The organism is Sphingomonas sp. PvP056 (assembly GCF_040549155.1).
In the GTDB taxonomy this organism is placed as follows: domain Bacteria; phylum Pseudomonadota; class Alphaproteobacteria; order Sphingomonadales; family Sphingomonadaceae; genus Sphingomonas.
In genome coordinates this window covers 51515-76946 of sequence record NZ_JBEPST010000004.1, presented here as the reverse complement: position 1 = coordinate 76946, position 25432 = coordinate 51515, and the positions used below count along the sequence as shown (strand labels likewise).

Annotated in this window: 22 protein-coding genes and 1 tRNA gene; 18 read left to right on the top strand and 5 right to left on the bottom strand. The window is 65.5% G+C overall.

Annotated elements, in window-relative coordinates:
• Positions 1-3: 3 nt before the first annotated feature.
• On the top strand, positions 4-3171 hold the full coding sequence (locus tag ABIC17_RS10930; protein WP_354281803.1) for an efflux RND transporter permease subunit: 3168 nt from the start codon (positions 4-6) through the stop codon (positions 3169-3171).
• 88 nt (positions 3172-3259) lie between these two features.
• A complete protein-coding gene (locus ABIC17_RS10925; protein WP_354281801.1) occupies positions 3260-4534 on the top strand; it encodes a DUF445 domain-containing protein in 1275 nt (424 codons plus the stop codon).
• 22 nt (positions 4535-4556) lie between these two features.
• Here ABIC17_RS10925 and ABIC17_RS10920 read toward each other — a convergent pair whose 3' ends face one another.
• Complete coding sequence (locus ABIC17_RS10920; protein ID WP_354281799.1) at positions 4557-5228, bottom strand: HAD family hydrolase; 672 nt, start codon at positions 5226-5228, stop codon at positions 4557-4559.
• 62 nt (positions 5229-5290) lie between these two features.
• Here ABIC17_RS10920 and ABIC17_RS10915 point away from each other — a divergent pair, with 62 nt between their 5' ends.
• The 4 genes from ABIC17_RS10915 to ABIC17_RS10900 are packed head-to-tail and all read left to right on the top strand — an operon-like array spanning position 5291 to position 8795.
• Entirely contained in the window at positions 5291-6388 is a 1098-nt protein-coding gene (locus tag ABIC17_RS10915; RefSeq protein WP_354281797.1) for an ABC transporter permease, read from the top strand.
• Positions 6388-7221, top strand: coding sequence for an ABC transporter ATP-binding protein (locus tag ABIC17_RS10910; protein WP_354281795.1), 834 nt, complete (start codon positions 6388-6390; stop codon positions 7219-7221). Before ABIC17_RS10915 ends, ABIC17_RS10910 begins: the two co-directional genes overlap by 1 nt.
• 3 nt (positions 7222-7224) lie before the next feature.
• Positions 7225-8196, top strand: a complete 972-nt coding sequence (locus tag ABIC17_RS10905) for an MlaD family protein (RefSeq protein WP_354281794.1) — start codon at positions 7225-7227, stop codon at positions 8194-8196.
• Positions 8193-8795, top strand: a complete 603-nt coding sequence (locus ABIC17_RS10900) for an ABC-type transport auxiliary lipoprotein family protein (protein WP_354281792.1) — start codon at positions 8193-8195, stop codon at positions 8793-8795. Before ABIC17_RS10905 ends, ABIC17_RS10900 begins: the two co-directional genes overlap by 4 nt.
• A gap of 15 nt (positions 8796-8810) precedes the next feature.
• Here ABIC17_RS10900 and ABIC17_RS10895 read toward each other — a convergent pair whose 3' ends face one another.
• Entirely contained in the window at positions 8811-9713 is a 903-nt protein-coding gene (locus ABIC17_RS10895) for a peptidylprolyl isomerase (protein WP_354281790.1), read from the bottom strand.
• Positions 9714-9835: 122 nt separating this feature from the next.
• Here ABIC17_RS10895 and ABIC17_RS10890 point away from each other — a divergent pair.
• From ABIC17_RS10890 to ABIC17_RS10880, 3 genes are all read left to right on the top strand, one after another.
• A tRNA-Ser gene (locus ABIC17_RS10890) sits at positions 9836-9926 on the top strand.
• A 228-nt stretch (positions 9927-10154) separates the two neighbouring features.
• The gene (locus tag ABIC17_RS10885) at positions 10155-10925 is read left to right on the top strand and encodes a DeoR/GlpR family DNA-binding transcription regulator (protein ID WP_354281789.1); all 771 of its coding nucleotides are present in this window, start codon (positions 10155-10157) and stop codon (positions 10923-10925) included.
• Between the two features lie 16 nt (positions 10926-10941).
• Positions 10942-12084, top strand: a complete 1143-nt coding sequence (locus tag ABIC17_RS10880; protein WP_354281787.1) for an MFS transporter — start codon at positions 10942-10944, stop codon at positions 12082-12084.
• On the opposite strand, the gene ABIC17_RS10875 is transcribed toward ABIC17_RS10880, so the two are convergent.
• The gene (locus ABIC17_RS10875) at positions 12013-12978 is read right to left on the bottom strand and encodes an SDR family oxidoreductase (protein WP_354281785.1); all 966 of its coding nucleotides are present in this window, start codon (positions 12976-12978) and stop codon (positions 12013-12015) included. The two genes, ABIC17_RS10880 and ABIC17_RS10875, sit on opposite strands and share 72 nt — an antisense overlap.
• A 95-nt stretch (positions 12979-13073) precedes the next feature.
• Here ABIC17_RS10875 and ABIC17_RS10870 point away from each other — a divergent pair, with 95 nt between their 5' ends.
• Complete coding sequence (locus tag ABIC17_RS10870; RefSeq protein ID WP_354282313.1) at positions 13074-13895, top strand: helix-turn-helix transcriptional regulator; 822 nt, start codon at positions 13074-13076, stop codon at positions 13893-13895.
• Between the two features lie 158 nt (positions 13896-14053).
• Here the strand turns inward: ABIC17_RS10870 and ABIC17_RS10865 are convergent, their stop codons facing one another.
• Positions 14054-17050, bottom strand: coding sequence for a TonB-dependent receptor (locus tag ABIC17_RS10865; protein WP_354281783.1), 2997 nt, complete (start codon positions 17048-17050; stop codon positions 14054-14056).
• Between the two features lie 299 nt (positions 17051-17349).
• Here ABIC17_RS10865 and ABIC17_RS10860 point away from each other — a divergent pair, with 299 nt between their 5' ends.
• From ABIC17_RS10860 to ABIC17_RS10840, 5 genes are all read left to right on the top strand, one after another.
• Positions 17350-17889 (top strand): RNA polymerase sigma factor, encoded by a 540-nt coding sequence (locus ABIC17_RS10860; protein ID WP_354281781.1) that lies wholly within the window; start codon positions 17350-17352, stop codon positions 17887-17889.
• Positions 17886-18848, top strand: coding sequence for a FecR family protein (locus tag ABIC17_RS10855; RefSeq protein ID WP_354281780.1), 963 nt, complete (start codon positions 17886-17888; stop codon positions 18846-18848). The genes ABIC17_RS10860 and ABIC17_RS10855 overlap by 4 nt, the downstream gene beginning before the upstream one ends.
• A 129-nt stretch (positions 18849-18977) precedes the next feature.
• Positions 18978-20543 carry an alkaline phosphatase D family protein gene (locus ABIC17_RS10850; protein ID WP_354281778.1) on the top strand — a complete coding sequence of 522 codons (1566 nt, stop codon included), beginning with the start codon at positions 18978-18980 and terminating at the stop codon, positions 20541-20543.
• Between the two features lie 115 nt (positions 20544-20658).
• The gene (locus ABIC17_RS10845) at positions 20659-20937 is read left to right on the top strand and encodes a hypothetical protein (RefSeq protein ID WP_354281777.1); all 279 of its coding nucleotides are present in this window, start codon (positions 20659-20661) and stop codon (positions 20935-20937) included.
• Positions 20938-21197: 260 nt separating this feature from the next.
• On the top strand, positions 21198-21815 hold the full coding sequence (locus ABIC17_RS10840; protein ID WP_354281775.1) for a PEPxxWA-CTERM sorting domain-containing protein: 618 nt from the start codon (positions 21198-21200) through the stop codon (positions 21813-21815).
• A 57-nt stretch (positions 21816-21872) separates the two neighbouring features.
• Here ABIC17_RS10840 and ABIC17_RS10835 read toward each other — a convergent pair whose 3' ends face one another.
• A complete protein-coding gene (locus ABIC17_RS10835; protein ID WP_354281774.1) occupies positions 21873-23204 on the bottom strand; it encodes a dicarboxylate/amino acid:cation symporter in 1332 nt (443 codons plus the stop codon).
• Positions 23205-23369: 165 nt separating this feature from the next.
• On the opposite strand from ABIC17_RS10835, the gene epsC reads away from it, so the two are divergent.
• Genes epsC through ABIC17_RS10820 form a run of 3 tightly spaced genes read left to right on the top strand, consistent with a single transcriptional unit; the run spans position 23370 to position 25389 of the window.
• Entirely contained in the window at positions 23370-24347 is a 978-nt protein-coding gene (gene epsC, locus ABIC17_RS10830; RefSeq protein ID WP_354281773.1) for a serine O-acetyltransferase EpsC, read from the top strand.
• Positions 24344-25129: a gamma-glutamyl-gamma-aminobutyrate hydrolase family protein gene (locus ABIC17_RS10825; RefSeq protein ID WP_354281772.1), complete on the top strand. Its 786-nt coding sequence runs from the start codon at positions 24344-24346 to the stop codon at positions 25127-25129. Before epsC ends, ABIC17_RS10825 begins: the two co-directional genes overlap by 4 nt.
• The gene (locus ABIC17_RS10820; protein WP_354281770.1) at positions 25126-25389 is read left to right on the top strand and encodes a hypothetical protein; all 264 of its coding nucleotides are present in this window, start codon (positions 25126-25128) and stop codon (positions 25387-25389) included. The genes ABIC17_RS10825 and ABIC17_RS10820 overlap by 4 nt, the downstream gene beginning before the upstream one ends.
• The last annotated feature ends 43 nt before the right edge of the window (positions 25390-25432 follow it).

Below are 25432 nucleotides of genomic sequence, written 5' to 3'. Positions count from 1 at the left end.
ACGATGAGCTTCCGGAACATCTCGGCCTGGTCGATCCGCAATCCGGTCCCGTCGCTGGTCCTGTTCTTCATGCTGACGATGGCCGGCATCGTCAGCTTCACGCGGCTCGACGTCAACAACCAGCCCGACATCGACTTTCCGGTCGTCATCGTCGAGATCAGCCAGCCCGGCGCCGCGCCGACCGAGCTCGAGACGCAAGTCACGCAGCGAGTCGAGGCGGCACTGCGCAGCCTCCAGGGAATCGACGAGATCGATTCCACCGTGACCGAAGGCGATTCGCAGACCGTCGTCCAGCTCGCGATCGGCACGCCGATCGACCGCGCGGTCGAGGACGTCCGCTCCGCAGTCGCGCAGATCCGCAGCAACTTGCCCGACGGTATCCTCGAGCCGCAGATCATGCGCGCCAACACCACCGGCAACGATCTCGCGAGCTATGCCGCGATCAGCACCGACATGACGGTCGAGCAGCTCAGCTGGTACATCGACAACAACGTCGCCAAGGAACTGCTGTCGGTGCCGGGCCTTGCGGGCGTCAACCGCAACGGCGGCGTCGATCGCGAAATCCGCGTCATCCTCGATCCCGCCAAGCTTTCCGCGCACGGTCTGACCGCGTCGCAGGTCAACCAGCAGTTGCGCCAGGTCAACCTCAACGCCGCGGGCGGTCGCGCGCAGCTCGCCGGGTCCGAACAGTCGGTCCGCGTGCTCGGCAACGCGCAAAGCGCGTACCAGCTCGGCCAGACGCAGATCGCCACCGGGCTCGGGCAGACGCTCAAGCTCGCCGACCTTGGTCGCGTACAGGATCTCTACGCCGAGCAGCGCTCTTCGTCCGCGCTCAACGGGCAGCAAGTGCTGTCGTTCGATTTCCAGCGCGCCAAGGGCGCGTCGGACGTCACGGTGTTCGAGGAAGCCGAGAAGAAGCTCGCCGCGCTCGAAGCGCGCAACCCGAAGGTGCATTTCAAGCGCATCTCGGACTCGGTTAAATACACCAAGCAGCAATATGATTCCGCGATGGAAGCGATGGTCGAGGGCGCGTTGCTCGCGGTCGTCATCGTGTTCGTCTTCCTGCGCGACTGGCGCTCGACGATCATTTCGGCGCTTGCCATCCCGCTGTCGGCGATCCCGACCTTCTGGGTCATGGATCTGCTCGGCTTCACGCTCAACAACATGACCTTAATGGCGCTCAGCCTCGTTGCGGGCGTGCTGGTGGATGACGCGATTGTCGAGATCGAGAACATCGTCCGCCACATGCGCATGGGCAAATCCGCCTATCAGGCGTCGATCGACGCCGCCGACGAGATCGGTCTCGCGGTGCTCGCGACGACCATGGCGATCGTCGCGGTGTTCCTGCCGGTTGGCCTGATGCCCGGCATTTCGGGCCAGTTCTTCAAGAACTTCGGCCTGACCGTCGTCGCTTCGGTGCTGATGAGCCTTGCGGTCGCGCGTCTCATCACGCCGATGCTCGCCGCCTATTTCCTCAAGGCGCAAGGCGAGGCTTCGCATGGCGAGGGCTGGATCATGGATCGCTACATGGCGATCCTGCGCTGGACGCTGCTCCATCGCTGGTCCGCGATCCTTGCGGGTGCGGTTGCATTCGGGGCGACGATCTATCTGTTCATGTCGATCCCAGCGACGTTCCAGCCGCTGCGTGACAGCGATTCGAGCACTGCGAACGTCGAAATGGTGCCGGGTACGACGCTTGCGGAAACAAAGGCCGTCGTCGCGCAGGTCGCGGACATCCTCCAGAAACAGCCAAGCGTCGAATCGGTCTATTCGCGTGCCTTCGTCGGCAACGGTCGCGTCACCGCGATCTTCAAGCCGAAGAAGGAGCGCACGATGAAGAGCTACGACTTCGAACGTGCGCTCGCCCCGACACTCCAGACGATCCCCGACGCGCGCGTTTCGTTCCGCTCGTCGAGCGGCTGGGGTAGCGGTGGCCGTGCGCTGACCGTTACGCTCGGCAGCGACGATCCCAAGATCCTTGCCGAAACGGGTGCCAAGCTGGTCGAACAGATGAGCAGACTGCCCGATATCGTCGCGCCGCGGATCAGCGGGGACCTCAAGCGTCCCGAGATCGTCATCACGCCGCACATGGACCTTGCCGCGAGCATGGGGGTGACGACCGCCGCCATGTCGAGCGCGATCCGCATCGCGACGCTTGGTGACATCGACCAGAACAGCGCCAAATTCTCGCTGTCCGATCGCCAGATCCCGATCCGCGTCGCGCTCGACCAGGATTCGCGTCAGCGGCTGTCGACGATCCAGAACCTGCCGGTGCAGACCGCGAGCGGAGGATCGGTCCCCTTGAGCGTCGTCGCCGACATCGGCTTCGGTGCAGGCCCGACCAAGATCGAACGCGTCGCGCAGCAGCGCCAGCTGACGATCGGTGCGGATCTCGCGCCCGGCGTCGTCAGCGGCACAGCGCAGAAGGAGATCCACGAACTCCCGCTGTTCAAGACGATGCCGATCGGGGTCAAGGAACTTGTCCTCGGCGAGTCCAAATGGCAGGAAGAGCTGATCCAGAACTTCATCATCGCGCTGGTTGCGGGTATTTTCCTGCTCTTTGCGGTGCTGGTCCTGCTGTATCGCCGCCTGTTGCCGCCGTTTATCAACATAATGTCGCTGCTTGTGGCACCGCTTGGCGGGTTGATCGGGTTGGCGGTCACAGGCACGCCGATCTCAATGCCGGTCTATATCGGGTTGATCATGCTGCTCGGGATCGTCGCCAAGAACTCGATCCTGCTGGTCGACTTCGCACTGGAGGAGATGAACAAGGGCGTCGACGTCGTCACCGCGATCATCGACGCCGGACACAAGCGTGCACAGCCAATCGTGATGACGACCGTCGCGATGGTGATGGGGATGATGCCGACCGCGCTCGCGCTGACCGGTGACGGATCGTCGCGCGTGCCGATGGGGATCACCGTGATCGGCGGGTTGATCCTCTCGACCGTGCTGACGCTGTTGATCGTGCCCGCCAGCTTCAGCCTTGCGGTCGGGATCGAAAGCCGGGTGGGACCCGTGTTGCGGCGTCGCCTGCTTACCTATCGTCCCGGCGACGATGGCGGCCCGCTGATCGAACACCGTCCCCCGACCCCGCCGCAGCTGGGTCCGGGCGACCCGGGGCGGATCCCGTACAAACCCGGCGACGACAAGCCGCAACCCGCGGAATGATCTGACAATCTCCCGAAGCTCGCGGAAAAAGCGTTCGTTGCGCACAGCGACGCTTGAACATTCCGCGACTTCGGGGATTGGTCCCGCAATGCGACGTCCCCCCCCAACCCGTGCGTTCGAAGCACCACCCGCGGGGTTGGTGCGCATGCGCTGGATCGCGGGCGGTCTGCTCGTGGCGATGGCCATCACCTTCTTCGTGGCGCGCACGCTCTACGATCCACGCACGCCGTTCGGCGCCTCCATGGGGTTCGTCCGCGCCTTTGCCGAGGCAGCGATGGTCGGCGGGCTGGCGGACTGGTTCGCGGTCACCGCCCTGTTCCGCCACCCCTTCGGGCTCCCCATCCCGCACACCGCGATCATACCGCGGAACAAGGATCGCATCGGCACCACACTCGCTGCGTTCCTGCGCGACAACTTCCTGATTCCGCGCGTCGTCGCGCGGCGGATGAACGGGCTCGACATCGCGGGCGCGGCAGGACGCTGGCTCGCCAACCCGCCCGGCGGCGACGGCCGCTTGCGGCGGGGCGCATCGCGCCTCGCGGCGCACATGCTCGAAGCGTTCGATCAGCAGCGACTCGGCGGGATGGTCAAGGCCGGGATCGGTCAGCGTCTGCGCGCGCTCGATGCAGCACCGCTGCTCGGTCAGGCACTAACCGCGGCGATTGCGGAAGACCGCCACCTCCCGCTGCTCGACGGAATCGTCCGCTGGGCGGCGCGCGTGCTGGAAGCCAACGAGCATCTGGTGCGCGCAATGGTGAGCGAACGCTCTGGATCGATGATGCGCTGGACCGGGCTCGACGAAACGCTCGCGAACAAGATCATCGCCGGGTTGAACGGCCTGCTGACCGGCATCGCAGCGGATCCCGATCACCCGCTGCGCGAAAAGGCCGAAGAGGGTCTCGCCAAGCTCGCGGATGATCTGATGCACGATCCCCGGATGCGCGAGCGCGTTGCCGCAGTGAAAAGCGAGATCATCGACAATCCCGCAATGCAACGCTGGCTCGACGGTCTGTGGGAACAGGCGCGCACCGGAATGCTCAAGCTTGCACGTGATCCCGACCGGGTGTTAGCGGGGCCGGTCGGCGATGCGCTGCGCCAGTTGGGCGGCACGCTCCAGACCGATCCGCGACTGCGCCTGACGATCAACCGGTTCGTGCGGCGCGCCGTCGTCGGCTTGGCAGCCGATTATGGCGACGGGATCGTCCGACTGGTGTCCGAAACGGTGCAGGGGTGGGATGCGCAAACAATCACGCGGCGGCTGGAGAATGCGGTGGGCAAGGACCTGCAATATATCCGCGTCAACGGAACGCTGGTCGGTGGGCTCGTCGGCCTCGCGATCCACGCGATCGACGTCACGCTGTGACGCCCGCTCGTCTCCGGGGGCGCTACCGTGTCCAGTCCTCGACCGCCCAGCCGCGCAATGCCGCCATTGCGCGGAGCGGCGGATGCGGATTTACCGCAATCCCCACGTCCGCCCACTCCAGCGCAGGCGCGTCCGAGGCATGATCGGAATAGAAGCGGATCACCGCGTCCTCGCGGGCAATCCCCTGCTCCGCCATCCACGCCTCGATCATGCGGAGCTTGGCGGGCCCGTAGCAATTCTCCCCGTCGATCCTGGCTCGAACCCGGCCGTTCTGTCGGACCACGTTGGTCGCGATCACCGCGTCGAACCCGAGTTGCTCACCAATCGCCTCGGCATAGAAGCCGTACGACGCGGTCGCCATGACGATGCGGTAGCCCGCCGCGCGGTCCGCCGCGATCTGGTCGCGCGCTCCGGCATAGACACCCGATTCGGCGACGGTAGCGGCAAAGCGACTCGCGGCGCGCTTCGCCGCGGCCTCGGTCATGTTGCCGCCAAGCAGCAGGCGTTGCGCGATTTCCTTCAGCCGCGCCCGCCCCATCAGGCGAAGCGTATAGCCCAGCCCGGCAACCGCCACGATCGGGAACAAGCCGAGCCGCCACGGCGCATTTGCGCGCGCGGTGGCGACCAGGAACGGCGTCCAGGTCGGTGCATAGGTGAGCGTTTTGTCCATATCGTAGACGGCAAGATGGTGCATGGCAGCGTTCAAACCACACCAACGCTTGCCGATCCACCCCGATTGCAGCAAGGAAGGCGCGCATGACCGATACGGCCGCCTTCTCCCAGGACAGCGACACGGTACGCTTCACCGGCAGCCTCGTGCTTGCCCGGATCGGCGACCTGCCCGAACGCCTCCGTGACTCCACCGAAAAGGTCGCGCATATCGACCTGAGTGGGGTGGAACGGATCGATACGGTCGGTGCCTGGATCGTCCACCGCTTCGCCGCGCAGCACAAGGCCGACATCATCGGGCTCGACGCAGACGGCGAACATCTTCTCGAACAGGTCGCCAACGCTGACCAACCGGTTGCAATGCGCCCTGCCCCCGTCGGCAGCTTCCAGCGAGTCGTTGGGGAACTGGGCGATTCGGTCGTCCAGGCGGGGCACACGCTCTACGGTCTACTCGGATTCTTCGGCGCGACGCTGATCGCCTTCTGGAATGTCGCGACTCACCCGAAGCGGTTCCGCTTCAACGCGGTGGTCCAGCGGTTCGAGGTCGTCGGCGTGACCGCGCTCGGAATCATTGGCCTGATGAGCTTCCTGATCGGAATCGTCATCGCGCAACAGGGCTCGGTCCAGTTGCAGCAATTCGGGTTCGAAGTGTTCACGATCAACCTGGTCGGGCGAATCACGCTGCGCGAATTGGGCGTACTGATGACCGCGATCATGGTCGCTGGCCGCTCCGGCTCGGCCTTCGCCGCGCAATTGGGCACCATGAAGCTGACCGAGGAAATCGATGCGATGCGCACGATCGGCGTATCGCCGATGGAAGCATTGGTGCTCCCTCGCGTGATCGCATCGGTGGTGATGATGCCGTTGCTCGGCATGTACGCCTCGATCATCGCGATCGTTGGCGGCGGATTGCTGTGCTGGGTTTCGCTCGACATTCCCCCCGTGACGTTCGTCCAGCGCATCCGCGAAGTCGTGCCCGTCACCGATCTCTACGTTGGGCTGATCAAGGCCCCGTTCTTCGGGTTGATCATTGCGATGGCAGGCTGCTTCCAGGGAATGCTGGTCGAGGGCGATGCCGAACAGGTCGGCACGCGCACGACCGCGGCAGTGGTTCAGGCGATTTTCCTCGTCATCGTGCTGGATGCCTTCTTCGCCGTGTTCTTCACCTCGATCGGGTGGTCGTAATGGAAACCGGTAACGCCAAGGGCAAAGAGAACGACGACGTCATCGTCGTCCGCGATCTGGTCAACGGGTTCGGCGAACAGCTGGTCCACGACGGGGTCAATCTGTCGGTCCGCCGCGGCGAGATCATTGGGGTCGTCGGCGGGTCGGGCACCGGCAAGTCGGTGTTGATGCGCTCGATCATCGGGCTCCAGGCACCAAAGTCGGGGTCGATCGAGGTCTTCGGCGAATCCACGCTCAATCGCGAGACGACCGAACTGTCCGACCTGACCAAGCGGTGGGGGGTGCTGTTCCAGGGCGGCGCGCTGTTCTCCACGCTGACGGTTGCCGAAAACGTGCAGGTCCCGCTGCGCGAATTCTATCCGGGGCTCGATCCTGTCCTCCTCGACGAGATTGCCGCCTACAAGGTGGTGATGAGCGGCCTTCCGGCCGACGCCGGCCCCAAGTTTCCGTCCGAACTGTCAGGCGGAATGCGCAAGCGTGCCGGCCTGTCGCGCGCGCTGGCGATGGACCCCGAGCTGCTGTTCCTCGACGAACCGACGGCAGGGCTCGACCCAATCGGGGCTGCGGCGTTCGACGAGCTTACGCGCTCGCTCCAGAAAACGCTCGGCCTGACCGTCTTCCTCATTACGCACGATCTCGACACGCTTTACGCCATCTGCGACCGGATCGCGGTGCTGGCGGACAAGAAGGTGATCGCGGTCGGGACGATCGACGAACTGCTCGCACTGGACCATCCGTGGATCCAGGAATATTTCAAGGGACCGCGCGGCCGCGCCGCGACGGCGACACTCGAGCGCAACGAACATGCTGACGCTGCAGCGGAAGGGCAATAGCTGATGGAAACCCGCTCGAACCATGTGCTGGTCGGATCGGTCGTGCTCATCCTGCTGACGGTGATGCTGCTGTTCCTGGTGTGGATCCTGCGTTGGGGCACCGCCACCGACAAGGAATATGACATCTTCTTCAAGCAGTCGGTCGACGGTTTGGCGAAGGGATCTGGCGTCGCCTTCTCAGGCGTGGTGTCGGGCCAGGTGAAGGAAATCGCGCTGTGGAAGCCCGATCCCTCGCTCGTCCGCGTCCGCATCAGCGTCAATCCCGATACGCCGATCCTGATCGGCACGACCGCGTCGTTGCAAGGCAGCTTCACCGGCACCAGCACGGTGCAGCTCGACGGCGCGGTCAAGGGTGCCCCGCCAATCACCTGCCCGGCCGAGAATCCGCTCGCGGATTGCCCCAACGGTGTGCCGACGATCCCGACCAAGCCCGGCGGGCTCGGTGCGCTGCTGAGTTCCGCGCCACAGCTGCTCGAGCGGATCTCCACGCTGACCGAGCGCCTGTCGGACATGCTGTCGGACAAGAACCAGCAATCGATCGCGGGCATCCTTGCCAACACCAACCGCCTGAGCGCGGCGCTGGCAGATCGCGGGCCTGAAATCGCGGCGACGCTCGCGGAAACGCGCGTCGCGATCCAGAAGGCCGGTGTCGCCGCACAGCAGATCGGACAGCTCGCCGATACGACCAACGGCGTGCTGAAGGACGACGTCAAGCCGGTGATGGCGAACCTCAACAAGACGATCGCTTCCGCACAGCACAGTGCCGAGACGCTCGATGCGGCGATCGGTGATGCGCGCCCGGGGCTCCAGGCCTTCTCCAAGCAGACGATCCCCGAAGTCGGCCAGCTCGTCCACGACCTGCGCCAGATGTCGATGGCGTTGACCTCGGTCGCCGAAAAGGTCGATCGCGGTGGTGCGGGGGCGCTGGTCGGCCAATCGAAGCTGCCTGATTACAAGCCCGGAAAGGGACAGTGACCATGATCCGTTCGACCTCCAAATCGCTGCTCGCGCTGACGGCGCTGGCGTCGCTGTCCGGCTGCATCAGCTTCGCTGCAAAGCCGCCGCCGTTCCTGATGACGCTGACCTCCGCCAACACGCTGCCGGTCAACCAGACGCAGTCGTCGAGCACGTCGCCGACGATCACGATCCAGGTCCCCGCCGTTGCCCAATCGCTGGCGGGCGTGCGCGTGCCGGTGCAGTCGAGCACAACGACGATCGCCTATGTCGCCAATGCGCAATGGGTAGAGCCGCCGTCGCGGATGTTCGCGCGACTGCTGTCAGATACGATCCCGCCGCGTACGGGCAAGATCGTGCTGAGCAGCGCGCAATCCTTCTCGGATCCGGGCGCGGTTCTGTCGGGCGAACTTCGCTCGTTCGGCGTGGATGCGGGCACGAACATGGCGGTCGTCGCCTTCGACGGCTCATTGATCCGCAGCACCGGCAAGGTCGTCGAGAAGCGCCGCTTCGAAGTCCGCGTGCCGGTCAGCAAGGTCGAGGCGGGTCCAGTTGGCGCAGCGCTCAACACCGCTGCCAATCAGGTCGCGGTCGAGGTGGCGGACTGGGTCGGGCGGTAACGAAGCGCCGCCACCTTAACCGGTTGGCACGACTTTCCGTACCGGGCCCATCAGGTTGCACAGGTCCGCCGTCCCCGCTGGGACGGTAAAGAACCTCAGCCCGCGATTGGCGCGCGCTTCCAGCGTGGCGGCAAAGGCGGGCGTACCGGGGCGCAGATACTGATAGGCGAGTTGCTCGGCGGCCGGCAGATCCGCCGCGATAACGATCCGCTTGATCGGCACGCGCATCTTCGGGTCCTCATACAGCCCAAGCCCCCCGCCGGTCCCGCGCGGCAACGCCGACAGCGCCCCCATTCCGTCGATCACGCGCCCCACCACAGCGATGTTGCGGTCGAGATGGCGCGGCGCATGGCCGATCACGGTGTACAGGTCCCCGCCCGTCCCCGTATCCGGCGCCAGATCGCGGGCGACGCCGACCATGCCGTAGCAATGAGGCAACCACTGCTGCTTGCCGTCCCCCGCCAGCGGCCAGCCGCTCGCGCTGAAACCTGTGCGAGGCGCATAGGCGTCGCGATACGGATTGGCGACGACGGAACCGTGCGCGCCCCACACCCACTCATATTCCGCAGGGGGTCGCATCGTGATCCCAGCGGCGGGCGGCTTCTTTTCGGTCGCATCGCCCCATTGCGTGACGTAATTGTCCTGTACGCGGTACACCGTCGCATCGCCCCACCAGCCGCTGCGCGCGATGGTGCGGATGTTGGCGACGTGGACAGGCGCAAACTCGGGGGCGAGCCAGATGACGCTGCGCTGCCCGTCGGCGAAATCGATCAGCAGCAGATCCTCGGGCTTGATCGCTCCCCACGCCTCGGCGGGCGCCGCCGCGGCGATCTGTGTCGCCGTTTGCTTCGGCGGCGCAGTGGCGGGCGCGGCCTGCGCAGCGGCTAGGAGCGAGACGAGCAGCGGGATCATGGTCATTTCGGCATCGTGACATGCGCGTCTGCCATGATGCAATCCCCACCTGATTTGCACGCACCGTATCGGCACGCTTGCACAGTGCCCGACGACGCTCTAGGGCCACGTTTCTGTCCAGGACATGCGGAGCGGTGGCCGAGTGGTCGAAGGCGCTCGCCTGGAAAGTGAGTATACGTCAAAAGCGTATCGAGGGTTCGAATCCCTCCCGCTCCGCCAAGTCCCGATCAAGACCGATCCGCATAGGATCGACCCCAGCCCAATCCCTTAAAACTGGAAAACGCGGCGTCCCTGTTTGTTCAGGGTCGTCCGATGCCCCGCAGTGGTCGACGCCGAGTTGCCCGATTGGGTCGACAGTCCGCGTCGGCCGCACACTAGATGCATAGTATTGCATGTTCTCTAGACGCGCTTCTTGTTTTTGCACGTTTTGTAAGCTAGGCGTTGCGGATGCCAAGTGACATTCCCTCAAGCCGTCGTGATACGATCCTTGAGCGTCTCTCTGCCGGCCAACCGGTTCGTTCCGGCGCGCTTGCTGTCGAATTTGGCCTTTCCGAGGATGCGATCCGGCGCGATCTCCGCAGTCTTGCCGCTGAAGGCCTCTGTCGCCGCGTTTATGGCGGGGCTTTGCCTGTCGTGACCGGGGCCACTCCGATGGCGGAGCGCGTCGGCGAGGACGTGCAGCGAAAGCAGGCGCTCGCGGGCGCCGCCCTTTCCTTGATAGAGCCGAGCAGCTTCGTTTTCGTCGATAACGGCAGTTCCAATCTTGCCCTCGTCGAAAAGCTGCCGCCGTATCTGAACCTTACCATCGCCACGAGTTCGATCACGATCGCTGCAGCGCTACAGCAGCGGGACGACATCGATCTGCTGGTGGTCGGCGGCATGATCGACCGAATGGTCGGCGGCGCGGTCGATGGAACCGCGATCGAGGCGATCCTTCGCCTCAACATCGACCTGTGCGTCCTTGGCGCGTGCGCAGTATCCGTCGCAGGGGGCGTAAGTGCGTACGACCTTGCCGACGCCACCTTCAAACGCGCGTTGACCGCGCGGAGCCGCAGGACGATCGTCCTGGCAACGAACGACAAGCTCGGCCGACGAGCGCGGCACCGCGTGTGTGGCATCGATAAGCTCGCGCAGATCGTGGTCGAGCACGACGCCGATGCCGACTGTGTGCGCGACTTGACGGAAACTGGCGCGACCATTGTGTGCGCCCAGACCTAACCCGAGGATATTACCAGTGAAAAACCCCACTTCCGGCGCGCGCCTCGCGACGCGCTTGGCCTTTCTGGTGTCGGGCTTCGGTCTTGCTTGCTGGGCACCGCTCGTTCCCCTGGCCAAGGACCGGCTGGCGATCGGGGACGGATCGCTTGGGCTGCTGCTTCTGTGTCTCGGACTCGGCTCGGTCGGCGCGATGCAGCTTGCCGGGCCACTGACGTCGAAGCTCGGCGCGCGACCCGCAATTCTCGTCGGCGGCATCGGGCAGGCGATCCTGCTACCTTTCCTGGCCTTCGCCCCCACCGTACCCACTATGGCGATCGCGCTGCTGCTGTTCGGCGCGTTCCTCGGTGTGATCGAAGTCGGCATGAACGTGCATGCGGTTGAAGTCGAGAAGCAGGCCGGTACGCCGCTGATGTCCGGATTCCACGGGTTGTTCAGCGTCGGCGGCTTCGTTGGATCGGCGCTGCTGACCGCCGTGCTTTCGATGAAGATCAGTCCGGTCGCCGGGGTCGTCACGGCCTCGATCCTGATGATCGCGACGCTGGCATTGGCCGCGCCTCGGCTGATCCCGACCCCCAGGACCGAGGAGACTCCGTTGATCGTGGTCCCGCGCGGGATCGTGGTGCTGCTCGCGGCGCTCGCGGCGATCACCTTCCTGACCGAAGGCGCGATCCTCGACTGGGGCGCGTTGCTGCTGAGCGGCAAGGGCCTGCTGCCGGTCTCGCAGGCAGGGCTCGGCTATAGCGTCTTCGCGGTGGCGATGACCGCCGGCCGCCTGACCGGCGATGCGATCGTCGGCAGGCTCGGGGATCGGCGGACGATGCTGTGGGGCGGAATGCTCTCGCTTGTCGGCTATGGCGTCATGCTGCTGGCACCGGTCGCACCGCTCGCGCTGTTCGGGATCCTGCTGATCGGTCTTGGCGCGTCGAATGTCGTGCCGATCCTGTTCCGCCAGGCCGGCAAGCAGACCGTCCTGCCCGCGGGTCTCGCGATCGCTGCGGTCACGACGATCGGCTACGCCGGTATCCTCGCGGGTCCAGCCGCGATCGGCTTTGTCGCGCAGGTAATCGGCCTGCCCGCCGCCTTCTGGCTACTGACCGCGCTCCTGTGTCTCGTCCCGCTTTGCGCGAAGGCCGCCACCGCCAACGGGCGCACATCCTGATCCTTCCCGATATCGCCTCATCGCGCGAATGTCGGCGTGGAGCGTCGGCCCGTCGGGGTTCCAGCCCAGCCGCTCCCGGGTCAGCGTGCTGGAGGCCGACATGTCCTTCGACACGAAGGCGGTGAGCCAGCTGAAATGCGCGCCAGCTTCGTCCGCGCGCACCGACATGACGGGCAGGCCGAAGGTCTCGCCGATCGTCTCGGCGATCTCGCGGAAGCTGATCGCCGCTTCGGCGGTGGCGTGGTAGCGCGCGCCGATCTCGTTCCGCTCGAGCGCGTGCCGGTATAGCCGGGCGGTGTCGGAGACGGGCGCGGCCGACCAACTGTTGCTGCCATCGCCGACATAAGCCGAGACGCCCTTCTCCCATGCAAGCGCAATCACGTCGCTGACGAGGCCCTGTTTGCACGTGTCGTGGATCTGCGAGTTGCGCAGGGTGATGACGTGGATACCGCGCTCGAGGAGCGCCTGCCCTGCCAGTTCGGACGCGACCCGCGGGTTGGGGCTGTGGGCTGCAAAAACGTTTTCCGACGCCGGATCACCCGGCGTTGCCGATCCCATGGCGGTGCTCGACGTGATGACGAACGGCTTGCCGGTCCCCACGAGTCCGCTGCCGAGCGCCGCGATCGCACGGGCATCCTTCTGGCAATTGGCGACGAAGGTCGTGAAGTCATGATCGAACGCCGTATGGATTACGCCATCGCACGACGCGGCCCCGCGCGTCAGGCTCGCGAGATCCTCGATGTCGCCCCGATACGGCTCGACCCCCGCCGCGACCAGTGCCGCGGCACCGGCATCCAAGCGGGTCAGGCCCACCACATGATGACCGGCCGCAAGCAACTCGGGAACGATATACGAGCCGATGAAGCCGGTCGCCCCTGTTAGAAATACGCGCATCGACATTCTCCCTTGATGGTCGATGCCGGATCGGCGCATTCGCTATCCGGGAAAAGCCGTGAGCTTTTACTAGTATAATTGCTAACAGGCTCATGATGACGACGCCCCCCGACAACCCCCTCGGCCTGTATCTCCGCGACCGCCGCACGCGGCTCGATCCCGGCGCATTCGGGTTTCCGATCCGACGGCGGCGCACGCCGGGACTGCGCCGCGAAGAGGTCGCACAACGCGCCAACATCAGCCCGACCTGGTACACCTGGCTCGAACAGGGGCGCGGCGGCGCGCCATCCCCCGATGTGCTGAACCGCATCGCGGGCGGCCTGATGCTGACCGAAGCCGAGCGCGAGCATCTGTTCATGCTCGCGCTCGGGCGTCCGCCCGAGGTCCGCTACAAGGCCGCGGACGGCGTGACCCCGCGGCTCCAGCGCTTGCTCGACGGCATGCTTGCCAGCCCCGCGATCATCAAGACCGCGACCTGGGACGTCGTGGCGTGGAACCGCGCAGCCGCGCTCGTGCTCACTGATTACGGCACGCTGCGCCCCGAGGAGCGCAACATCCTGCGGCTCGTCTTCGCCAACGACCAGGTGCGGGGGGCACAGGAAGATTGGGAAAGCACCGCCCGCTTCGTGGTCGGCGCGTTCCGGGCCGACGCGGTCCGGGCAGGTGCGGTGTCCGAAGTCGGCCAACTCGTCACCGAGCTGTGCGCGACCAGTCCCAAATTCGCGGCGTTATGGGCGGACAATGACGTGCGCTTCCACGGAGAGGGCACCAAGCGGCTGCGCCATCCCGTTCTAGGCGCGATCGAGCTCGAATATTCGGGCTTCGCGGTCGATGGTCGTCCGGACCTCGGGATGATCGTCTACAACCCGGTCGATTCAGACGTGGCCGATCGTATCCGTGCGCTGCTTGCGGGGTAGTCCCGAGCCGGCGCGGTTTGGGAAGATCGATACGAGTGCCTGGAAAGTTCGGCCACACACCACGCCTCGCAACGGTGTCGCAGATTGCCCTGCAGCATTGGAAGAGGCAAGCTCGCACCCGCAGCGATGCTTGCCTCTCCTACCCTGTCGCTTCCGACCTAGAAGCGCATGGACGCGCCTAACGATACCGTCCGCCCGCTGACCGTATTCGTCATCACCCGCTTGGCGGTTCCATCGGCATATTGGACGATCGGCTGATCGGTGAGGTTGATCGCCTCCACCATGACCTTGAACCGCGGCGTCAGGTTGAGATAGGCCGACGCGTCGACGTTGGCCGATCCCTGGATATACTCGCCGATATTGCCGTTGCCGCCATCGCCCCAGCGATAGCGCGAGCGGGTCGCCACCGATCCGCGAATGCCCCAGCGGTCGGTGTCGTAATAGAGCGTCGCGTTGGACGACAGTTTCGACAGCGTGGGCAATGGCAAACGCTTCGCAACGCCCGAATAATACACCGCGGTCGTGCCATCGGCGGCAGTGATGTTGCCGAGGACGCCCAATTTGTCGAACGGGGCGGGCAGGAAGTCGAAATCGCGTTTCGCGGCGATCTCGATCCCCTTGATCGACGCGCCGGGGCCGTTGATCGGGCGCGTGTAGTTGACCAGCACCGACGGATCGACGCCGACGGGCAGCAGTGCATCCAGGTAGCCGGTGGTGTTGTAGGCGACCAGCCGCGTTTCCGAGGTGATGTACGAGTCCATGTGCTTGTAGAAAGCACCGATCGCCAGCGAACCGCGTTGCCCGTCATAATATTCGAGCGATCCCTCGACGGAATCCGCAATGAACGGTTTCAGGTTCGGGTTGCCGCCGGAGATGGTGCCGCCGAACGACGCAAGGTTGAGCGTGCTCGCCGCGCGCATGTCGCTCAGCGCGGGACGGCTCAGATTGCGGTTGCCGCTCACGCGGAAGACGAGCGAAGGGGTGAGGTCGAACGCCAGGTTCGCGGCGGGCAGGAAGCCGTGGTAACTGTTGGTCACATCGACCGGAACCAGCACACCGCCGACCAGCGCCGTGCCCGAGGAGCCGAGATCGGTGTGATAATAGCGCACACCGAAATTGGCGCGCAGCCCGATACCGCCGAGCCGCGTCTTCAGGTCATATTGCAGATACGCCGCATAGGTCTTCTCGAGCAGATCATAAGCGGTCCCCGTGACCGTATTGCTCGCATTCACCGTCGTGCTCTGGCCGAGCAGGGCATAGGTCCCCGGCACGTCGCCAATGACATAGGGGGCGAGACTGCGGTCCGACAGCACGCTGGTCGGCACACGCGGGATACCCGGCTTGTCCTCATAGCTCGGCGCGGCCTTTTGCTGCTGGCCGCTGTTGGTGAAGCGCTTGAAGCCGCCGCCTGCCTTGATCGTCGAGCCCGTCCCGACCTGCCACGCGAGTTCGGCCTTCGTGTTGTAGAATTCGCTGGCGATATGGTCGGCGCGCGTTTCGAGGCCCTGCAGCGCCCATTGCGACGGGTCGGTGATGTCGAAGCCGTAGGTGGTCCGTGGCGACCCCGTGTTCAGCCCCGAGAACGCGTAGCTCTTGTTGACCGATTCCAGATAGACTTCGGCGTAACGCGAGTCGAAAATGGAGCGCGACCAACCTGCCAGCACCGTGGCGGTGAGGGTGTCGGTCAGGTCGGTGTGGCCGTTCAGCGCCGCCTGCCAGAAGGTCGTCTGGTCCTGCGTGTACTTGGACTCGGTGCGCATGTCGACGTGGTCGAACGACGCCCCGACGATGTCGTTATACTGGTCGAAAGCAACGCTGGTCAGCACTTGCGTGCCGGTCACGTTGTTGGCGGAAACACCATTGGTCCCCGCCGCGCCGATCACGCCCGAGCGACGATCGTTGTTCAGCTTGCCGTAGAGCACGTCGAGCGTCACGTCGGTGCGCGCATTGGGGTGATATTGCAGCGCGGTGGTGAGGCCGAGCCGTTCGCGCTTGTTGAAGAAAGTCGCATAGGTTTGCGCGCGGCTGTTCCAGATGCGGTTGGCACCGGTCGCATTGACCAGCAGCGCACGGTCGGCGGCGGAGACAGCGGGGCCGACATTGGCCGCACCGAAAGTGATCTGCGACCAGTTCCAGTTGCGATAGCCGAATTCGATCGTGTCGGCGGTGCTGTACGCCGCCGATGCGAGGAAGCCGAAATCGCCCCAGCGCTGTGACACCAGCCCGACCAGCCGTGGCGTGACCGTCTTGCTGTACTGGTTCGACTGCCCTTTGGCGGACGCCACGATCGTGCGACCCTTATAGTCGAACGGCTTGGCCGTATGCAGGCCGACGGTGCCGCCGATGCCGCCCTCGTCCTGTTCCGCGGCGTAGGATTTCTCGACCACGACCTTGTTGAACAGTTCGGAGGCGAAGATGCTGTAGTCGAACGCGCGCGAGCGGCTGACCGACGATCGGCTATCGAGCCCCGATGAGGTGTTGGTGAGGACTTCCATGCCGTTCAGCTGCGTACGGGTGAAATCCGCGCCCAGACCGCGCAGCGAGATCTGCCGCCCTTCGCCGCTGTCGCGAGTCAGCGCGACGCCGGGAACGCGCTGGAGCGCTTCCGCGAGGTTCTGGTCGGGGAAGGCGGCAATGTCCTGCGCGAGGATCACGTCCTGCGATCCGGTCGCCGCTCGCTTGACCTGCTGCGCCTTGGCAACGCTTTCACGATAACCGGTGACGACGATGTCGGTCGGCTGTTCGAGCCGCGCCTCCGCGCCGGTCTGGCCCTGTGCTTCTGCCCCGGCGGCAACCGCCGGGGCGAGCGCGTCAGCCGTGGCATACCGGGCGGGCCGCGCGACCGTCACCGTGTCGCCGACGATCCTGCCCTCCAGATCATTCCCCGCGATGAGCTGTGCAAGTGCCGCTTCGGCGGTCATCCGCGCGTGGAGACGCTGACTGTGCGCACCTTTCAACAGCGTCGGCGATGCGGCCAGTTGCAGCCCGGTCAGCCGCGAGAAGGCGAGCAGTGCTTCTGCAAGGTCCTGCGCCGGGACGTCGAACGTGAACTGTCGCTCTGCCGGTGCCGCATGGGCCGTGGCGGGCAAACTGATCAGACCGGACACCGCCGCCGAGCTCAGTAGAAGATGCGACATTGGAATTTTGCGGAACATGTTTTCCCCCCAGTGGTTCGGGGGCAAGACGACGTTACATAGCAAAACCCGACATAAGTTTGTCGACTTTCAGCATGTTACAGTATCGCTGCATTATTGTTACAACTGTGCTGCAGAACTTGTGATTTCTATAATCGCTCTAGTCTCATTTATTCTGCTGAAAATTACGCGAGGCAGCCAAGTCGTTTTCCGTCATATCGGCAGGTATCTGCGGCACCTCCAACCGTTAGCCTCGGCATCACCGAGCGAAACTGTCACAAACACGCCGTAGGGGCGGGGCTCCACAATCCGGACGTCCAATGCCCGCGCCGTTGCACCACATTGAGGATATCGCCGGCGCGGCACCCGAAGCGGACTGGCGCACGGTCGCGGCGACGCTCAGCCGCTACGTCCGGGCGCGCACCAGCCGCACCGATCTGGTCGAGGATGTCGTGCAGGAGACGCTGTCGCGGCTGGTGCAGCAAAGCCGCGTGCAGAAACTTGTGAGCGTCTATGCGCTGGGGTTCCGGATCGCCGCAAACCTGCTGGTCGATCATCATAGGCGCGACCGCCGCTATGTCGCCGAACGCGAGGAGGAGCCCGCCAGCCAGGCCCCCCTGCCCGATCGAGTGCTTGCCGGGCGGCAGGAACTTGCGGTGCTTCAACAGGCGCTGGCGACGATGCCGCCGCTGCGCCGCGACGTGCTTGTCCGCCGGCGCTTGCAGGGGCAAAGCTGTGCCGCGATAGCGAGGGAGCTGGGGTTGAGCCCAAAAGCCGTCGAGAAACACATCACGCGCGGATTGGCCGATCTCCACAAGGCGATGGGTGGCGATGCCTTCGCGCGGGGCGCGGAGCAGTGAAGCGCGACACGCAGATCGCCGAGGAAGCGGCCGGCTGGATCGACCGGCTCAACCAGCCGGTGTTCGACGCGGCGGCGGGCCCCGAATTCGACGCCTGGATGGGCGCGTCCCCGCGCCACCGCGAGACCTTCGCCGATCTCCAGGCGCTATGGCAGTCGGAGGCGCTGGCCGAAGCGCTGCGGCCGCCCGAAGCCGTGGCGTCATTGCCGCCAATGCCGCGTGTTGGCGGCCCCCGGCGGCGATATGTCGTTCCCGGATTGGCGGCGGCGGCCTGCGCTGCGCTGGCGGCGGTGGTGATCCTGCCGTCCGCGACCACCACCGCCTATCGCACCGGCGTCGGCGGCGGCAAAGCCGTCGTGCTGGCGGACGGGTCGCGCGTCGATCTCAGCGGCGACAGCGAGCTGCGCGTGCAGATCCTGCCCTGGGCGCGCAAGGCGGAGCTCGTGCGCGGGGAGGCCTTCTTCGACGTTCGCCATGAAAACGCCCGGACCTTCGAGGTCGCGAGCGGAGGCACCGCGGTGCGCGTTCTCGGCACCGCGTTCAACGTCGATCGGCAGGGCCCCGCACGGACCGTCGTGGCGGTCTATCGCGGCGCGGTGGACGTCGCGTTCGCGGGAGAGCACGATCTGGTGCTGCGCAAGGGCGACGCTGCGCACGTCGTCGATGGTCATATCGCCGCGCAACCGCGCACCGCGGAAACCGCACCCGCGTGGAAATCGGGGTGGTTCGAGGCGTCGAACGTCCCGCTGGGCGTGTTGATCGACAAGCTGCAACGCTATTCGGCGCGGCCGATCCTGGTCGAGGATCGCGCGCTGCTCGCCCTGCCGATCAGCGGGCGGTTCCGCATTTCGGATACCGGTCGAGCGCTGCAGGCGGTGCAGGTCGCTTACGGCGTCACGGTATCCTATGATCGCAAAGCCATCTCGATACGCCCGACCGACCCCTTGGGAAGCCGCTGACACGATCGTGTCGGATCAGGTGTCGGGTTTTGGCCGACTGTTCCGTCTTCCCGATATTGCCCGGCCGCGCAGGCCGGTGGCGGAGGTCGTCCGTCACGCTGCCCACGCCGTGCCTGATGGAGTATCGCCGTGGCCCAGCTCGACCGCCGAACGCTGATCAAGACCGGGCTTACGCTGGCGCTTTCGACCGGGATCGATGCGCCCGCGCTGCTTGCGCGAACACGCTTCACGCGCGATCCCTTCACCCTCGGCGTCGCGGCGGGCGAGCCCTGGCCGGACGGGTTCGTGATCTGGACTCGGCTGGCACCCGAACCGCAGACGCCCGACGGTGGCATGCCGCCGCACGACGTGCCGGTTGGCTGGGAAGTCGCCGAAGATCCCGCCTTCCGCAAGATCGTCCGCGCGGGTGCAGCGGTGGCGATCGCCACGCTCGCGCATTCGGTCCATGTCGAGGTCGACGGTCTTCGCGCGCATCGGCCCTATTGGTATCGCTTCCTCGTCGCAGGCGCAGGCACGAGCCCGGTCGGCACCGCGCGCACCGCGCCCGCCGCGGGGGCGGCGCTCGATCGGGTACGGCTCGCCATGCTGGGGTGCCAGGATTTCGAGATGGGCCTGTTTACGGGCTATGCGCATCTGGCGCGCGAGCCCGATCTCGACGCGGTCTATCATTACGGCGACTATATCTACGAGATGGCACCGCGCGCCGGGCCGACCCCGCGCAAGCATCTCGGCGGCGAATGCTACACGCTCGACCAGTACCGCCGCCGCTACGCGCAATATAAAGCGGATCCCGATCTCCGGGCGGCGCATGCCGCGGTCGCCTTCATCATGTCCTTCGACGATCACGAGATCGACGACAATTGGGCGGGCGTGTTCGACAAGGACGGCAACCCGCCAGCCGTCTTCGCGCTGCGCAAGGCCGCCGCACTGCAGGCGTGGTACGAACATGTCCCGGTGCGCCGTGCGCAGCGACCGAGGCCAAATGGCGTGCGCGCCTATCGCCGACTTGATTACGGAAATCTGGTGCGCCTCCACGTGCTCGATACGCGCTCCGATCGCAGCGATCAGCTCTGCGAACGTCCCGGGATCGGGCGCGAGGAACTCGACGCGTGTCAGCTGATCGACCGAGCCGAGCGGACAATGATGGGCGCGGCGCAAGAGGCGTGGTTCGACCGCGGGCTGGACAATGCCGCGCACTGGAACCTCATCGCGCAACAGGTCATGCTGATGCCCTATGATGCGCGCAAGGACAGCGGGACGGCACCGGTCGTCGCCAAGGACAATTGGAACGGCTACCCCATGGCGCGCCAGCGGCTCATCGACACGATCGTCCGCCGCGATCTGAAGAACGTCGTGATCGGCAGCGGGGACCTGCACCAGAATGTGGTCGGATCCGTGCCGGCCCGCGCGGAAGACGTCGAAGGGCCGGCGATTGCCAGCGAATTCCTCGCGACGTCGATATCGTCGAGCGGGACGGGCGGCGCGCGCTATGCGGGCGAAGACCATGCGCTGGACCACAACCCGAACGTCGCGCTGCTCAACAACCAGCGCGGCTATCACCTTTTCACCGTCACGCCGGATCTCTGGCATGCCCAGGTGAAGGTGCTCGACCAGGTTGATCGGCCCGGCGGAAGCATTGCCACGCTCGCCAAATTCGTCGTGGATCCGAAGCGACCCGGTCCACAAGCCGCCTGACATCCGTCTGCATCCGGTTTGTGTGTGAGGCGATATGGTCCGACGCCTGGGCGTTCCCCGCCGTCACCCGGTGTGTGGGCAACATCGCTGCGGCAGCGCGACCACGGCCTTGGTCATGACCGACCACCGGATTTACGGCCAAGTCGAGTTGCGCAATACCGTCGGACCTGTCGGATCGACAGACACATTGTGCCAAAATGTTTCCATCGACCGGTATTTGGCATCAAAGCAGACAATTCAGAGAGATAGCGCTTTTGTCCAAAACGGACAGGCGATGGCCGGTTTTCTTAATAACCTTGAACAAACTTTTGTTTTTCAAAACTCTCTCTGCATGGGGCCGCCAAATGCGCTGATGCACAGTTCGGGAGCATCGATCATCCACTTCCAACTTTAGTATTAAGTACCTGAAAAACCGACTGTCGACCTGCTTTACGACTCCTTTCTGCTACCGGTCCCAAGGCTGACGCAACCTGCGTCTGGCATGGCTTTTGCTCGTTAACCATCGCCATCGTTGGCGTGTCGTCTGGGAAGACTGTCATCCTGTGCTGCCCGTTCGCGTTGGTCGGAGACGGATCGTCGTCTCCGTTCATTCGCATGCGCAAGACCTCGGTCCGTCATCGACATCTTGGCATGCCAAGCAGGGGATGTTCTGTCATGAAGACGCTTTACCGCTGTTTATCCGGGCTGGCTGTTGCGGCCCTCGCCACGACCCTTGGCGCGACGACGGCCAATGCCGTCGCCTTTACCGATACGATTCAGGCACCGACGGGCTTTTTCCTGCCCGCCGGGGTCGATCCGTTCGCGGCACCCTATTATCGCGAGGCGGATCAGGACTGGGGCTGGCGGCACAATCCGATCACCACGCCGTTCAGCACCGCGACGTTGAACATCAGCGCGTTCGACGTCGACTCACCGTTCGAGATCGATACCATCTATGCCTATGACAATGGTGTTCGCACGCGGATCGGAAACCTGACCGGCCTGGACGATACCTATTCGTTCGCGACCTTCACACTTGGCGCGACGTTCTTCGACGACATTGCGAACGGGCTGCGCGTCGAGGTCGATATCGACGCAGAGGACGACGGCTGGGTCCTAACGCTGGTCAAGTCCGCCGTTTCGGTCGATGGCGGCGCTTTGCCGCCGCCGACGCCGGGCGCGGTTCCCGAGCCGGGGACATGGGCGATGTTTCTCGGCGGGTTCGGCCTGATGGGTGCCGCCATCCGCCGCCGCAAGCAGCAAGCGCCGACCCTCCAGACGACGCTCGCCTGAGACCTGCCACCCCTGCGCCGCGGTGGCGGCGCAGGGGTGTACGCCCCCCGGGGCATGTCAGGCGATCGTGGCTGCCGGGACCGTCGCGCGATCCTGCCCGAACGCGGTAAGATCGAGAATCCCTGCCCGCTTGGCGACGATCGTCGGTACCAGCGCCTGCCCCGCGACATTGACCGCGGTGCGCCCCATGTCGAGGATCGGGTCGATCGCGAGCAACAGCCCCGCTCCCTCCAGCGGCAGCCCCAGCGTCGAGAGCGTCAGCGTCAGCATCACGGTCGCGCCGGTCAGCCCCGCGGTTGCCGCCGAGCCGATCACCGAGACGAACGCGATCAGTCCGTAGTCCGAGGCGTGCAGCTGCAACCCGAAGAATTGTGCGACGAAGATCGCCGACAGCGCGGGATAGATCGCGGCACAGCCGTCCATCTTGGTGGTCGCGCCGAGCGGCACCGCGAACGCGGCATAGGCGCGCGGCACGCCGAGTCCGTGTTCGGTCACTTGCTCGGTCATCGGCAGCGTGCCGACCGACGAGCGCGAGACGAACCCCAACTGGATCGCGGGCCATGCATGGCCGAAGAAGCGCAGCGGGCTGAGCCCGTTCGCGAGCAGCAGCAGCGGATAAACCACGAACAGCACCAGCGCGAGCCCGAGGTACACCGCGCCTGCAAACGACCCGAGCGCGGACAGCGAACTCCAGCCGTAGCGGATCACCGCATCGCCGATCAGCGCGGCGGTACCGATCGGCGTCAGCGCAATGACCCAGCGCAACAACCGGCGGAAGACGACGAGCGCGGAGGCGTTGAACGCGAGGAACCCCGCCCCGCCCTCACCGCTGCGCACCGCCGCCGCGCCGATCGCGATCGCCGCGACGATGATCTGGAGCACGTTGAACGACACCGCGGTCTTCGCCACGCCGTCCTCGATCGTGGTCGACGCGCCGATCCCGAAGACATTGGCGGGCACCAGGCCCTTCAGGAAATCGAGCCAAGAACCGCTACTCGACGGCAGCTTGGCGGCGGTGCGGTCGATCCCGGCGTGGAGCCCCGGTTCGATCACCAGCCCGAGCACGATCCCGATCGTCACCGCGATCAGCGCGGTCAGCGCGAACCACAGCAGCGTCTGCACCACCAGCTTCGCGGCATTTTCGAGATCACGCAGCGCCGCGATCGACGCGACGATCGCGGTGAACACCAATGGCGGGACGAGCGCCTTGAGCAACTGCACGAAGATCTGCCCGGTGGTGTGCAACGCTTCCCCGAGGATCGCCGCCGAGGGTCCGTCGAACGCGCGTCCGGCAAAGCCCAGCGCAAGGCCGATCGCCATGCCAAGCAAGACTTGCGCGCCAAACGGCAGGCGCAAGGCGGGGCGCGAAGCCGGCGCGGATAAGGACATGGACGAACTCCGATTGCGTAAGACGTCCCGTCGCGCGGGCGCGCAGGACGCGATCCTTGTGGACCAAGCCGGCCGTAACGTCCGCAAAGGCATGCTTGCGCCAACCGAAGCAATTCTTTCATATCATACCACCGTAGTGGGATATGATCGGGGCTGGAGGTTCCGATGACGACCCACGCCGCTTTCGCCAAGCAACCGCACTCCACCACCCCACCGTCCCCCGTTTATGCGGCGGTCGCGGATCTGCGCACGGCGCGCGATGCGTGGCGCAGTCGCCAGGACGAGGCCCGCGACGTCGCGAGCTTTCCGTCGCGCAATGCGCTGGAACAGGTCGTCGCGTTGCTGTCGGCGACACTGTATCCGCGGCGTCTCGGGCATTTCCGCGGGTCTGCGCAGGAGGAGGACCAGTTCGTCGTCGCGCGTCTGCTCGCCGCGCTGACCGAACTCGAACGCGAGATCGGCGCCGAACTCGGCTATTGGCAACATGAGGCAGGACCGTTCGACCCAGATCATGCCGCGACGATCACCCGGCTGTTCACCGCGACGCTGGGCGACATCCGCCGCCTGGTCGACAGCGACGTGGACGCCGCGTTCCTCGGCGACCCTGCCGCGCGCAGCGTCGACGAGATCCTCGTCTGCTATCCCGGCGCGATCGCCAGTCTGCACCACCGGATCGCGCACGAGCTCCACAATCTCGGCGCGCCGATCGTCGCGCGCGTCATCTCCGAGATCGCCAACGAGCACACGGGAATCGACATCCACCCCGGCGCGACGATCGGCGAAAGCTTCTTCATCGACCACGGCACCGGCGTGGTGATCGGGGAAACCGCGATCGTCGGCGCGCGGGTGCGGCTGTACCAGCACGTCACGCTCGGCGCGCGCAGCCCGGTCGGGCTGACCCGCGACGACGTGCGAGAACGCCATGCCCGCCATCCGATCATCGGCGACGACGTGGTGATCTATGCCGGGACGACGATCCTCGGCCGTGTGGAGATCGGCGCGCGGTCGACGATCGGCGGCAACGTCTGGCTGTTGTCGGACGTGCCCGCGGACAGCGTCGTCGTCCAGCCCGAAGCGATCCGCCTCGACGATGCCGCCGGGCTCGACCTGCGTGACGTTCTCCAGCGGGCAGCGACGCAATGATCGACGCGCGCTTCCGGAAGTCCGCGACCCCGCCGGGCCGGACCGCCCGCCCGGTGATCGGCGTCTTGTGCTGTAATGAGACGAGCGCACGCCCGGTGCAGGCAGTCGCCACGCGCTTCATCACGCCCTTGTCGCAATATTCGGAAGCTGCGGTGGTGCTTGTCCCCGCCGTCCGCGACGACGCCAACATCGCCGCGCTTACGCTGTTGCTTGACGGATTGCTGCTGACGGGGTCGCGCTCCAACGTTGCGCCCGAATGCTATGGCGGTGCGCCTTTGCCAGCGGGCCAGCGCTGCGATCCCGACCGCGACGCGGTGGCGCTCGCACTCGCGGGGGGCATGATCGAGGCGGGCAAACCGGTGTTCGGCATCTGCAGGGGTTTACAGGAAATCAACGTGCTGTTCGGCGGAACGCTGTCCGCCGCGACCTGCGCGGAACGCCATCATCGCGGGTCTTGGGACGGATGTTATCAGGACCTGTTCGGACATTGCCACGATGTCGAGCTCGGCGCTGGCGGATTGCTCGCGGAGTCGACCGGACGGCGGCGGATGCGCGTCAATTCCGTCCACGAACAGGGAATCGACCGGCTCGGTAACGGCCTCGCGATCGAGGCGGTGGCGGCGGACGACGGGCTGATCGAGGCGGTCCGTGCGCGCCCGTGCGGTGCGGACGTGCTCGGCGTCCAGTGGCACCCCGAATGGGATGCCGATCGTTCTGCGGAAAGCCGCGCGTTCTTCGGTTTGATCGGCCAGTCGCTGCGCACCGCGGCGGCGGCACGATGACGGTTCACCACCACGAAAGGGTAATGATGCTGAAAACTCTTCTCACGGCGACGGCGCTCGCCACCACCGCACTCACGATCTCCGCCTGCGCCAAGCAGGACGAAGCGGCCAACACCGTGGTCATCAACGAAACCGTGCCGAACGACCCGGCGGCGGCTGACGGAAACGCCACTGCGGTAGACGCCGTCGGTAACGATCTGACGGTGGCCAACGATTCCGCCACGCTCAACGCCGCTGACGGTGTCGGCAACGCGCAATAGCCTTTCGACCCAACGGGTCGATCCCGAACACGCTGGGTAAGCT

Bases quoted from the DNA above. Each gene is read 5' to 3' on its own strand.
- ABIC17_RS10920 (WP_354281799.1), bottom strand. From the start codon at position 5,228: ATGCACCATCTTGCCGTCTACGATATGGACAAAACGCTCACCTATGCA.
- ABIC17_RS10875 (WP_354281785.1), bottom strand. From the start codon at position 12,978: ATGCGCGTATTTCTAACAGGGGCGACCGGCTTCATCGGCTCGTATATC.
- ABIC17_RS10895 (WP_354281790.1), bottom strand. From the start codon at position 9,713: ATGACCATGATCCCGCTGCTCGTCTCGCTCCTAGCCGCTGCGCAGGCC.
- ABIC17_RS10865 (WP_354281783.1), bottom strand. From the start codon at position 17,050: ATGTTCCGCAAAATTCCAATGTCGCATCTTCTACTGAGCTCGGCGGCG.
- epsC (WP_354281773.1), top strand. From the start codon at position 23,370: ATGACGACCCACGCCGCTTTCGCCAAGCAACCGCACTCCACCACCCCA.
- ABIC17_RS10885 (WP_354281789.1), top strand. From the start codon at position 10,155: ATGCCAAGTGACATTCCCTCAAGCCGTCGTGATACGATCCTTGAGCGT.
- ABIC17_RS10910 (WP_354281795.1), top strand. From the start codon at position 6,388: ATGGAAACCGGTAACGCCAAGGGCAAAGAGAACGACGACGTCATCGTC.
- ABIC17_RS10835 (WP_354281774.1), bottom strand. From the start codon at position 23,204: ATGTCCTTATCCGCGCCGGCTTCGCGCCCCGCCTTGCGCCTGCCGTTT.
- ABIC17_RS10915 (WP_354281797.1), top strand. From the start codon at position 5,291: ATGACCGATACGGCCGCCTTCTCCCAGGACAGCGACACGGTACGCTTC.
- ABIC17_RS10820 (WP_354281770.1), top strand. From the start codon at position 25,126: ATGACGGTTCACCACCACGAAAGGGTAATGATGCTGAAAACTCTTCTC.
- ABIC17_RS10845 (WP_354281777.1), top strand. From the start codon at position 20,659: ATGACCGACCACCGGATTTACGGCCAAGTCGAGTTGCGCAATACCGTC.
- ABIC17_RS10870 (WP_354282313.1), top strand. From the start codon at position 13,074: ATGACGACGCCCCCCGACAACCCCCTCGGCCTGTATCTCCGCGACCGC.
- ABIC17_RS10905 (WP_354281794.1), top strand. From the start codon at position 7,225: ATGGAAACCCGCTCGAACCATGTGCTGGTCGGATCGGTCGTGCTCATC.
- ABIC17_RS10840 (WP_354281775.1), top strand. From the start codon at position 21,198: ATGAAGACGCTTTACCGCTGTTTATCCGGGCTGGCTGTTGCGGCCCTC.
- ABIC17_RS10825 (WP_354281772.1), top strand. From the start codon at position 24,344: ATGATCGACGCGCGCTTCCGGAAGTCCGCGACCCCGCCGGGCCGGACC.
- ABIC17_RS10930 (WP_354281803.1), top strand. From the start codon at position 4: ATGAGCTTCCGGAACATCTCGGCCTGGTCGATCCGCAATCCGGTCCCG.
- ABIC17_RS10925 (WP_354281801.1), top strand. From the start codon at position 3,260: ATGCGACGTCCCCCCCCAACCCGTGCGTTCGAAGCACCACCCGCGGGG.
- ABIC17_RS10860 (WP_354281781.1), top strand. From the start codon at position 17,350: ATGCCCGCGCCGTTGCACCACATTGAGGATATCGCCGGCGCGGCACCC.